The sequence below is a fragment of the Legionella geestiana genome (assembly GCF_004571195.1).
Taxonomy (GTDB): Bacteria; Pseudomonadota; Gammaproteobacteria; order Legionellales; family Legionellaceae; genus Legionella_B; species Legionella_B geestiana.
Map to the genome: position 1 here is coordinate 192,237 of NZ_CP038271.1, position 11,582 is coordinate 203,818.

Here is an 11,582-nt window from a genome sequence, read left to right on the forward strand (position 1 = left end):
GCGCGATGAAGGTTGGTCAGGACACGCTTGGCACCCGCAGTGAACTGCAGGTTGATGGTAAAACCTGTGTGTATTACAGTCTCAAACTTGCGGAAAAGACACATTTTCCCGGTATTAACCGCCTGCCTTTTTCTCTTAAAGTGCTGATGGAAAACCTCTTGCGCTTTGAGGACGGCTCAACCGTTACAACAAATGACATTAAAGCGCTCGCCGACTGGCTCAACACCAAAACCTCAAAACACGAAATAGCCTATCGTCCCGCACGCGTTCTTATGCAGGACTTTACCGGTGTTCCGGCTGTGGTAGATTTGGCCGCCATGCGCGATGCGATTGGCACCATGGGAGGCAATCCTGCGCAGATTTCGCCTCTTTCACCGGTCGACCTCGTTATCGACCACTCAGTAATGGTGGATAAGTTTGCAACTCCTGAAGCACTCGAAGAAAACACCGACATCGAAATGCAGCGCAACCACGAGCGTTACACGTTTTTGCGCTGGGGTCAGAAAGCCTTTGCCAATTTCCGCGTGGTGCCGCCTGGCACCGGTATCTGCCATCAGGTAAACCTTGAATATCTCGCAAAAACCGTCTGGAGCAGCGAGGAGGATGGGGTTACGTACGCCTATCCTGACACACTGGTCGGCACCGATTCCCATACCACCATGGTTAATGGTCTTGGGGTGCTCGGCTGGGGAGTCGGCGGAATTGAGGCGGAAGCCGCGATGCTTGGTCAACCGGTTTCCATGCTGATACCTGAAGTTATTGGTTTTCGCCTCACCGGCAAACTGCGTGAAGGCATCACTGCGACCGACCTCGTTCTGACGGTCACGCAGATGCTGCGAAAGAAAGGGGTCGTTGGCAAGTTTGTGGAATTCTTTGGCACAGGCCTCAGCGCCCTGCCACTGGCCGACCGAGCCACCATTTCGAATATGGCACCTGAATACGGCGCAACCTGTGGCTTCTTCCCGGTCGATGAAGAAACACTGCGTTACATGCGTCTGACGGGGCGCGATGACAGCACCATCGCGCTGGTGGAAGCGTATTGCAAGGCTCAGGGCATGTGGTATGACAAAAACACGCCGGAGCCAATTTTTACCGATATACTGGAACTTAACCTGGATACGGTTGAACCATCACTGGCCGGGCCAAAGCGTCCACAGGACCGGGTTAATCTTCACACCATGCCTGAACAGTTTGAGGCGTTTCTCTCAGAGACCGGCAGACTGGCAGAAAAGAACAAGTCCTTCAACGCCGGGGACTTTGATATGCACCATGGCGATGTGGTAATTGCTGCCATTACAAGCTGTACCAATACCTCCAATCCAAGTGTACTGATGGCGGCAGGCCTTGTTGCCAAAAAAGCGGTTGAACTTGGACTGACAAGAAAGCCATGGGTAAAATCCTCTCTGGCACCAGGCTCTCGCGTGGTCACTGATTACCTGCGTCACGCAGGCCTTCAGACGTATCTTGATAAACTCGGATTTAACCTGGTGGGTTACGGATGCACCACCTGTATTGGTAACTCAGGACCGCTGCCTGACGCGATTGCCGCCTGCGTACAGAATAACGACCTTGTGGTCAGTGCCGTCCTCTCCGGCAACCGTAACTTTGAAGGCCGCGTTCATCCGCAGGTGCGCGCCAACTGGCTGGCGTCCCCGCCGCTGGTGGTTGCCTACGCGCTCGCCGGAACCACAACCCGCAATCTTGCGGTGGAACCGATTGGGCGGAATGCCGAGGGGCGAGAGATTTACCTGCGCGACATATGGCCAACGAATGCCGAAATCGCCCATGAAGTTGCTAAAGTATCGGGGGCCATGTTTCGCCGTGAATACGCGGCCGTCTTTGATGGCGATGCCCACTGGCAGGCCATTAAAACCGGCAGTGGCACTACCTGCGAATGGGACAGCGCTTCTACCTACATTCGCAAGCCGCCCTTTTTTGACAATCTTGACGAACAGCCAGCCCCTATTGCGCCGATTGAAAAAGCGTATGTGCTTGCCGTTTTTGGTGATTCCATCACCACGGACCACATTTCACCAGCAGGCTCTATCAAGGCGAATTCACCCGCGGGTCAGTATTTGAAATCACATGGGGTTGCCGTTGAAGACTTCAATTCCTACGGCTCACGCCGCGGCAACCACGAAGTCATGATGCGCGGCACATTTGCCAACATCCGCATTCGTAACGCCATGACACCTGAAATCGAAGGCGGCTACACGCGCCACATTCCGTCCGGGGAAACATTGCCCATTTATGATGCTGCCATGCGTTACCAGGCAGAACACCACCCGCTCGTGATTTTTGCCGGCAAGGAATACGGTACCGGCTCATCTCGCGACTGGGCGGCGAAAGGCACACGGCTGCTTGGCGTTAGGGCTGTGATTGTTGAGAGTTTTGAGCGCATTCACCGTTCAAACCTCGTTGGCATGGGCATTCTGCCACTCCAGTTTCCGCACGGCGTATCGCGCAATACCCTTAAACTGACAGGCTCAGAGCGCATCAGCATTGCCTTTGATGACACCATCAAACCCGGCATGGAGCTTATGATGCGAATAGAGCGCGAGGATGGTCAGGTGGAGAATGTCCCGCTCTTATGCCGTATTGATACGGATAATGAGGTGGAGTATTTCCGCCATGGTGGTATTCTTCAGTATGTGCTTCGAAACCTCGCCCGCGAGGCCAGATAATCAAGGACGAACATGTATAAACGTATCTTGCATGCGACTGATCTTTCTCGAGATCATTACGCCCTTTGCGAGCAGGCAGCACTGCTCGCACGTCAGCTTAATGCAGAGCTGTATCTGATGCACGTGGTAGCACTGCCAGCCAGCCTTCAGCTTGCTCAGGGATTGGGGTTCGTTGAACTGGCCACCCCCTCAACGTCCGATGCCAAAACGGTGTTATCCGTACTTGGAGAAAATTTTGGCGTGCCGGTTTCGCGTCAGTTTGCCGATATAGGTGCGGTCACCGCACATGTGTTTGATAAAATTCGTGAGCTGAACATTGATTTGCTGGTAATTGGCAGCCATACGCCCGGAGGGTTTGCAAACTTTCTTGGCAGTAACGCGCAATCACTGGTCAATCATGCACCCTGTGATGTTTTAACATTGCGGGTCGGCGAGGAACACGCTGCATCATGACCGTTCTGGTGTTTGACATAGAAACCGTTCCTGATGTTGAAAGTGCCCGCCGTCTGCATGACCTTGAGGGATTGAATGACAGTGATACGGCAGAAGCACTTTTTGCGCTTCGCCGTGCAAAAACCGGGAGCGATTTTCTACCGCATTACCTGCAGAAAATTGTGGCAATCTCCCTCGTGATGGCTACAGGCAAGCAGGTTAAAGTCTGGTCCCTCGGTGATATTAACGCTGATGAGAAGGACCTTATCAGCCGCTTTTATTCTGGCATTGACCGCTACACTCCAACGCTTGTAAGCTGGAACGGAGCGGGCTTTGATTTGCCAGTGCTGCACTATAGAGCGCTTCTCCATGGTGTTGCGGCACCGACCTACTGGGAGGCTGGCGACACTGTCAGCGGGTTTCGCTACAACAATTACCTCAACCGCTACCACTACCGTCACCTCGATTTAATGGACGTACTATCTGCCTACCAGGCGCGCGCCAGCGCACCGCTCGATGACATTGCAACACTGCTCGGTTTTCCCGGAAAAATGGGGATGAGCGGCTCAAAAGTCTGGGAACAGTATCAGGCCGGCAACCTTGAGGGGATTCGTAACTACTGCGAAACCGATGTTTTAAACACCTACGGGGTTTATCTTCGGTTTGAACAGATGCGCGGGGTACTGAGTGCTGAGGACTATGCGCGTGCAACAGAGCAGTTACGTAATTGCCTTATGGAAGAATCCTCAAACCGCCCTCACCTTGGGGAATTTTTACAGCATTGGGAGGGTCGATAAAAACGAAAAACCTATTCCTCCTGGGCTTATTAGCCAAGGCTTCGGCGCCATTTTAAAATAAATAATTGAATTTAATGGGCTTTTCGGTAGGCTGGGCTGAGCACCGCGAAACCCGGCATCGGGTATCCCCGAAGGCCGGATGTATTTTCGCGCATCCTGTCCCGCGCTTATCAGCGCAGGCTACTGCGTTATTTTCAAATAACTTATTGTATTATAACTATTTTTTGTAGGCTGGGCTGAGCACCGCGAAGCCCGGCATCGGGTATCCCCAAAGGCCGGATGTTTTTTCGCGCATCCTGTCCCGCGCCTATCAGCGCAGGCTACTGCGTTATTTTCAAATAACTTATTGTATTATAACTACTTTTTGTAGGCTGGGTTGAGCGCCGCGAAGCCCGGCATCGGGCATCCCCGAAGGCCGGATGTATTTTCACGCATCCTGTCCCGCGCTTATCAGCGCAGGCTACGGCGTTATTTTCAAATAAATTATTGTATTATAACTACTTTTTGTAGGCTGGGTTGGGCGCCGCGAAGCCCGGCATCGAGTATCCCCAAAGGCCGGATGTTTTTTCGCGCATCCTGTCCCGCGCTTATTAGCGCAGGCTACTGCGTTATTTTCAAATAACTCATTGTATTATAACTACTTTTTTAGGCTTGGCTGAGCACCGCGAAGCCCGGCATCGGGTATCCCCAAAGGCCGGATGTATTTTCGCGCATCCTGTCCCGCGCTTATCAGCGCAGGCTACTGCGTTATTTTCAAATAAATTATTGTATTATAACTACTTTTTGTAGGCTGGGTTGAGCGCCGCGAAGCCCGGCATCGGGTATCCCCAAAGGCCGGATGTTTTTTCGCGCATCAGCTCACAGCCTGAAAATCGCGACTTTTTTCAAAGAAAGTCGCGATTGAAACCCTCAGAGATGGTAAAAGGCCTTCAGCCATTCTTTAGCGGCTTCGCTGATGGCGTTCTCTTCAAGAAGTAAAGCTGCGGCCTGCACTTTTTTCTCGACCTGTTGACCATATGCTTCATCCATCAGGCTCGTCCACTCCTGCGTCAATCTTGACTCAGGGATTTTCCCAACATTTTCCAGAACAATGTGCGCACGATGCCTTAAATACGCGTTCATCGCTTTTTCCATCCAGGCGACGGTCTCTGGTGTTAAACCGTGATGTTCAAGGCCTTTTCCTTCCCCAAAACCACACTCGAATTTTTTTGTACGAAGGTGAGCGTATTGCGGACCATATAAACTGTTAACCCAGTCCATCAATTGTTTACCCAATGCAATTCCCCGTTCAGAGGCCGGATTTTCATGAAGGCAATTTTTAATTGCATCAACCAGATTAAACCACGTTGTCTCAAATGCCTCTTTACTTTCAGGCGTTGAATGCTCCTTTAATGCAGTTTCAAATTTAACATAATCCTTCATTTCATCAGGTGTAAATATTTCTTTAACCCATGCATCTTCCAGTTGTTGCGTCATGTTATAAACCCCTATGAGTTCAATAATTTTTTGCCAGGGAATGGATTTATCAGGGATGCAATCAAGGGACAGACTGTCCAATATTGCACTCGCATCCAATAATGACGCCGCTTTTTCCCGCAAAAACCGTGACTGCATGGCAAGACGGTCAGGCAGCGTGTCATTCCTTGCAAGCAGGGCTTTAATCTGCGACAGCTCAAAACCAAAAAATTTAAGCGCAATAATCTGCTGCAGCCTTAATAAATCCGTTTCGGAGTACAAACGATAATTGTTACTCTGGCGCAACCCGGGTTTTAGTAAACCAATCTTGTCATAATGATGCAGTGTACGCACTGACACCTGAGCAAGTTTTGCCAATTCTTTTGCATACCATTGTTTCATCGTTTTTCCTCCTTGTTTCCAAGGTTAAGGTCTGACGTAACGTCATAGTCAACTGTTTTTTCTAATCATTCAAACCGAAGCCGAGCCCAAGGTCTGTTGACATTTGGTGGTGCGAAGCGAAAATCACGTCAATTCAGGTAAAACTTTATCTTGAGTGACTGTGTCCGGGACACTTTTTCCGCGCCGGGGGATTCACGTGAATTTTGGTACCGTGACCAGGCTGAATCGTTCCATGCGTTGGCTCCGTGCCACATCCCGAATAGGTCCCCGCCTGCGCGGGGAAGACAGTGTGGGAGAGATTTTGGCCTCCGCACACACCCCGAATCCTGTCATTCCCGCGCGGGCGGGAAGCCATCCATGTGCCGGCACGGGGCTAACTCCAGCATGAGCTCTGGGAAGACAACGATTTTTCGTCCCGTACACAGCTTGAGTGAGGCGAATAGTCGGCTCTATTTAACGAACTCAAGATTAAATTTGGATGAATTGACGTGGTTTGCAGCCGTGTCACCAATTGTCAATAGAACCCAACCTGCGCCAGCAATTTCAGCATTTTAAAAACACTGTTCAACCCCCGCCGTATGGTGTATTATTCCAGCACTTTTTGCGTTGTAACAGCTTGTTTTTACGAGGCGCGATGATTGAATTACGCGGAGTCTCACGGCATTTTGGCTCCACCCACGCCCTGCATGATGTCAACCTCTTTGTGCAGGAAGGCGAAATATTCGGCATTATTGGCCGCAGTGGTGCTGGAAAGTCAACACTTCTGCGATGCATGAATCTTCTTGAGCGCCCGACCATGGGCCAGGTTCTCATTGACAACGAAGACATAACCGCCTTAAAACCTTCAGGGGTAAATCGTATTCGCCATAAAATGGCCATGATTTTTCAGCATTTTAACCTGCTGGATTCCTGTAATGTTTTTGATAACATCGCTTTTCCCCTGAGAATCCAGGGGTATAACGAAGACGTCATCAAAGAAAAAATTGCCTCGCTCCTTCCACTCGTAGAGCTTGAAGAAAAAATACACGCTTATCCCGCAGAGCTCAGTGGCGGGCAAAAGCAGCGTGTTGCGATTGCGCGTGCACTGGCGTGCTCGCCAAAAATTTTACTGTGCGATGAAGCCACATCTGCTCTCGACCCTGAAACCACTCGCGCCATTCTCGATTTACTTAAAAAAATCAATGCACTTTATGGGATTACCATCGTTCTTGTGACGCATGAAATGGACGTGGTACGGCGAATCTGTCACCGGGTAGGTGTGATGAATCAGGGGCGACTCGCTGAGATTAAAGCGCTTTCTGCTGTTTTTGAAGATGATGAAAGCCTCGCGCACGCAATGTTTTACACGAATCTCAGCCCGCAACTGCCGCCCTGCCTCATCGAAAACCTGTCAAATACGCCCACTAAAACACCACTGGTGCGCCTGTTTTTCCAAGGGGCTGAAGTTAACATTCCGTTCATCAGCCAGACAAGCCGCGACCTTGGGCTTGATATTAACATTCTGCTGGCCAACATTGACCGCTATGGCACTGTCACTTGCGGCGTATTGGTCGCAGAGCTCTGTAACGGCCACAATCTGCTGGATGATTTTAATAAACGGTGCAGGGAATCTGGTTTAACCGTGGAGGTTTTGGGGTATGTCACCGACCATCTGGCATGATTTACTGACCGCTACTGGCGAAACGCTGTACATGGTCATAGTCAGCACCGCGCTATCAGCACTGGCAGGACTGCCTCTTGGGGTGGTACTCTTCTCCAGCGCACGCCTGAAGCCTAACCGAATTCTAAATCGACTGCTCTCCAGCATCATAAATATCAGTCGTTCAGTTCCGTTTATTATTCTGCTGGTTGCAATTATCCCGTTCACTCGGTGGCTGGTCGGTACCTCTATCGGGCTGCATGCGGCCATGGTGCCTCTAACACTCGGCGCCATCCCCTTTTTTGCGCGACTCGTTGATAATGCCTGCCAGGGACTGTCACAGGGTCTTATTGAGGCTGGTCTGTCGATGGGTGCGAGCACGTCCCAGATTATCCGGCGCATTATTCTGCCGGAAACCCTACCATCCTTAATACAGGCACTGACCGTAACAGCCATCACGCTTGTCAATTATTCCGCCATGGCAGGTACGGTTGGCGGAGGCGGTCTTGGCGACCTGGCCATACGGTATGGATACCAGCGTTTCAATCCATTTGTTATGCTGATAACTGTTCTGGTGCTGGTAGTGATTGTTCAGCTCATCCAGACTGGCGGTGACTGGGCAACGGGGCGAATCCTTCGCAGGCGCGCTTTACGCAAGGCCGCTTACTGACATAGTGATAAATGGAGACAGCATGCGTATCGTACGACTTTTACTAACGGCTCTTGTACTCACAGCCTGTGGTAAATCCCCCTCTAATACGCTGGTAATCGGCACGATTTCAGGCCCTGAAACTGAGCTTGTAGAAACCGCTCGCGATGTTGCGCAGCAGCGCTACGGACTTACGGTTAAAATTGTAGAATTTAATGACTATAACCTGCCGAATGAAGCCCTCCAGGATGGCAGTCTTGACGCAAACATTTACCAGCATCTTCCCTACCTTAATACCGCCATTAAGGCACGTGGCTACACACTTGAGCCTGCAGCACGCACCTTCCTCTACCCTATGGGCGTATACTCCAGCCGCTACAAATCCTTACGCCGTCTGCCTGAAGGCGCACTGATTGCACTGCCTAACGATCCCAGTAACGAGGCACGTGCGCTCCTGCTTTTAAAACGTGCGGGCCTTATCAGCTTGAAAAAAGGGCAAACTTCAACGATTGCTGATATCGCGCGCAATCCGAGAAAGTTGCGCTTCACAGAACTTGACGCCGCACAACTTCCGCGCGTGCTCCCCGATGTCGATGCCGCTGTCATTAATACTACGTTTGCCCTTCCAGCGGGACTTAAGCCAACAAAAGACGCCATCTACATGGAAGGAAAAAATTCTCCCTATGCCAACCTGATAGTCGTGCGTAAGGATAATGCCAAAAAAGAAGAAATCAGCCTTTTTATTAAAGCCTTTCAGTCACCCGAAGTGCTGGCCAAAGCCAGGAAGCTTTTTAAAGGTTCGGCTATACCTGCATGGTAATACATGGCAGCTGTAAGTTCTGTGCCAGACAAAAAAAGTCTGCGTGCCCGTCTGCGTAACGAAAGCGTCACTTCAACGCCGGATAGACGTTCCTATTTACGTGTCTTTTAAATTTTAACAGTCCGGTACACAGTGATGCGCAAAACAGCTAAAATGACTTAATATCTGCTTAAGCTAAGAGTGATAAGCTTAGCGTAAGAGTAAGCCTGAACAGCATGCCGTCATTGGGGGTATTATGAGCGAGAATGATCAGAGGAAAACTTTAGATTCTAACCCGTATGATACCTTTTATCAGGGTATTCCGTTTTTTGGGCGTTTTTTACGCTCCGACACACGGCTTAGAAATTTTCCATTTTACGATGCAAACCAGCGCATGCGCCTCGTCATGGAGTATCAGCTTAAAGTAGGTATTGACGCTGAAAAACTGCCAACAGGCTCCCTTTTTGACAGCTTTAACACGAACTTTATTGCAGAAGCCAACGCATTTACAGATGTAAAAGCACCAGATGGCACCCTGCTTTCCAAGGCACTTGCTGATAAACAGGGGCAAGCAGAGGCTAAGGCGGTAGAGGATGCGATAAGAAGCGCACTTGTAGACTCAAAAGCCGCCGTAGAGAAGGCCACCTTTGAGTTCACAGAAGACCTGAACGCGTTGAAAGAACGTGTGCAGCAAAAAACCACCTCTACAGCAGATGCTTTAAGCTACCTTGATGAGCGTAAAAAACAAGCACTTAAAGCATTGGATAAAGCCCATGAAGACGCCAAAAAGCGACTGGAAACAAGCTTTAGTGATGCAGGCTCAGACCTTAACACTAATCTTCAGAAGGTTATGAACATTGCTCCGTCTCAGGTTGGCGGCATCAAGAATGCCATGCTGGCGGAAATGGATAAAAAACACAAGGAAACTAAAGAAGCTGCAGAGAAAGCCTTCAGCGAAAGCACTGATACGCTTTCCAAAGACAACAAACGCCGTGAAGAAGAAGCGATGTTTGTAGCGGCTCTCTATGAATCCAGCAACCGCATGAAAGATATCATTGACGAACTGCTTGCCGAGAAAAATGCCACTCGAAAATCAATGACGCAATTAACCACCGATGTCGACATCGGCGGCATTACCCTCAAAGATATCTCTATCGGCGATCTAGACTTTATAGCCCTTGGTACAGGCGTTTTTCCAACCCGCGAAATAAACCTTAAGAAGAATAAGGACAACAAGATAATTAGTGTTGAAATGGAAATGCCATCTTCACTCAATATCCCCTACTGGATGGACCCGCGCTCTAATGCTGAATCCGATATCATGCGCATCGTAACCGTACTTTGCGTTGTCTGTGAGAAACCAAACGTAAAAGTAACCCATGAAGACCCCGAAGTCGCAATGCAGATGGGTCGACTCGCGTATTCAGCATTACGAAAAAACGGCAAGTCAGACGAAGAATGTTTTGTCTATGTCAATGGTCAGAAAAAAACGGCTGGTGAATTATTTGCAGGTCGTGATGCTCAACTGGCAGCCATTAACGATGCGGCAAGTAAGTTAAATGAAGCAAAAAGTACAGCCCAGGTAAAAGATACCAAAAATAGCCTTGGTATGATTCGTAAAGACATTGCCGGTATCCGTGCCGAAAAAGAAGCAGCCAAAACACCCGCACCTGTCCCCGGCCCATCTCTCTGATAATACAGGCACTTTGCTGGGCTTGTGATTAAAAACCTGTTATAGTAAAGGCGCTTTGGAAAGCGCCTTTTTTTGGTCTGCTGGCGTTTGGCGACAGACTTTGAATTGGGAGTTCACACTGTTTCAGGAGGAATCATGTCAGCAGGACGTATTGACGAAGTTGAACAAGATGGCGAAGTCGTAGAATCCCTGGTTATCGAATCTGCAGATGTTAGCCTGAGTACAAAGCTTGAGAGGCGGCGACGCATTGAAGATATGATGGATCTTAAACGCTTTAAGGAAGAAGAAGTTTGGGAAATCTAGCGCGCTCGTTCATTCTTTGATGAGCATACGCCCGAGGCCCGCATACACATCAAAGCGCACGGTTTTACCCGGAATTCTGCTGGTAGGTTCTGCCAGTGGCGGACTCTTTTGAGGCCACTTTACCACAACCGAGCGCTTTGCCCGACTAATGGCTATCGCCAACACAGCATGTGGATTTGGCTGTTTGTTAACCAGCTGCTGCAATATCTGCATGTCTTTTTGAACCAGCGCACTCTTTTGTCGAACGGGGTGCATGGGATCGAGATAAATGACATCAGGAGGAACCTCAGACTCGAGTTGAGTGAGCCATTCACCAGCCTCACCCTGCACCAGCGATAGATTTTCCTGCAATGAACTGCGCTGAAGGGCGTCTTCGAGCAAGGCATGCATCACCGGGTTTTGCTCTATCATCGTAACTTGAGCGCCTAAAGATGCGAGCACTGCCGCATCCCGACCCCATCCTGCAGTAGCGTCAACGATACGCACTCCAGGAGCTGGGCGGCAGGCACGAATCAGCGCATCCTGCCCGCCGCGATTATGCAACACCCGTCTGCGGCTTTTTTCAAAATCTGCAAAAACCGGTGAAAACCCCGGAAATTTCAATGACAGGCCAGACTCTCCAATACACAAACGTGGTTCATGGACATTATCAACTTCGAGTCCCAGGCGTTTGCCAAGCATTTCCGCCTGTTCGGCAAACGCCTCAGATTCAAACCCAATGCTCAGCAT

Annotated in this window: 10 protein-coding genes; 8 read left to right on the top strand and 2 right to left on the bottom strand. The window is 49.9% G+C overall.

Annotation, left to right across the window (positions count from 1 at the left end):
• Window positions 1-5: 5 nt before the first annotated feature.
• From acnA to E4T54_RS00855, 3 genes are read left to right on the top strand one after another with little or no spacing between them, the layout of a single operon-like run.
• Window positions 6-2,684: an aconitate hydratase AcnA gene (gene acnA, locus E4T54_RS00845; RefSeq protein WP_028387332.1), complete on the top strand. Its 2,679-nt coding sequence runs from the start codon at window positions 6-8 to the stop codon at window positions 2,682-2,684.
• Between the two features lie 12 nt (window positions 2,685-2,696).
• Window positions 2,697-3,137 (top strand): universal stress protein, encoded by a 441-nt coding sequence (locus tag E4T54_RS00850; protein WP_028387333.1) that lies wholly within the window; start codon window positions 2,697-2,699, stop codon window positions 3,135-3,137.
• Complete coding sequence (locus E4T54_RS00855; RefSeq protein ID WP_028387334.1) at window positions 3,134-3,913, top strand: 3'-5' exonuclease; 780 nt, start codon at window positions 3,134-3,136, stop codon at window positions 3,911-3,913. The genes E4T54_RS00850 and E4T54_RS00855 overlap by 4 nt, the downstream gene beginning before the upstream one ends.
• A 909-nt stretch (window positions 3,914-4,822) precedes the next feature.
• Here the strand turns inward: E4T54_RS00855 and E4T54_RS00860 are convergent.
• Window positions 4,823-5,770 (bottom strand): MerR family transcriptional regulator, encoded by a 948-nt coding sequence (locus E4T54_RS00860; protein WP_028387335.1) that lies wholly within the window; start codon window positions 5,768-5,770, stop codon window positions 4,823-4,825.
• Between the two features lie 634 nt (window positions 5,771-6,404).
• Between E4T54_RS00860 and E4T54_RS00865 the strand changes: the two genes are divergently transcribed.
• From E4T54_RS00865 to E4T54_RS11970, 5 genes are all read left to right on the top strand, one after another.
• Window positions 6,405-7,430 carry a methionine ABC transporter ATP-binding protein gene (locus E4T54_RS00865; protein WP_028387336.1) on the top strand — a complete coding sequence of 342 codons (1,026 nt, stop codon included), beginning with the start codon at window positions 6,405-6,407 and terminating at the stop codon, window positions 7,428-7,430.
• Entirely contained in the window at window positions 7,408-8,079 is a 672-nt protein-coding gene (locus E4T54_RS00870) for a methionine ABC transporter permease (RefSeq protein ID WP_051551058.1), read from the top strand. Before E4T54_RS00865 ends, E4T54_RS00870 begins: the two co-directional genes overlap by 23 nt.
• 22 nt (window positions 8,080-8,101) lie before the next feature.
• The gene (locus E4T54_RS00875; RefSeq protein ID WP_028387337.1) at window positions 8,102-8,878 is read left to right on the top strand and encodes a MetQ/NlpA family ABC transporter substrate-binding protein; all 777 of its coding nucleotides are present in this window, start codon (window positions 8,102-8,104) and stop codon (window positions 8,876-8,878) included.
• Between the two features lie 235 nt (window positions 8,879-9,113).
• Window positions 9,114-10,550: a hypothetical protein gene (locus E4T54_RS00880; RefSeq protein WP_028387338.1), complete on the top strand. Its 1,437-nt coding sequence runs from the start codon at window positions 9,114-9,116 to the stop codon at window positions 10,548-10,550.
• A gap of 135 nt (window positions 10,551-10,685) precedes the next feature.
• Window positions 10,686-10,853 (top strand): PA3496 family putative envelope integrity protein, encoded by a 168-nt coding sequence (locus tag E4T54_RS11970; protein ID WP_165476897.1) that lies wholly within the window; start codon window positions 10,686-10,688, stop codon window positions 10,851-10,853.
• Window positions 10,854-10,862: 9 nt separating this feature from the next.
• On the opposite strand, the gene E4T54_RS00885 is transcribed toward E4T54_RS11970, so the two are convergent.
• Complete coding sequence (locus E4T54_RS00885) at window positions 10,863-11,582, bottom strand: class I SAM-dependent methyltransferase (protein WP_035903947.1); 720 nt, start codon at window positions 11,580-11,582, stop codon at window positions 10,863-10,865.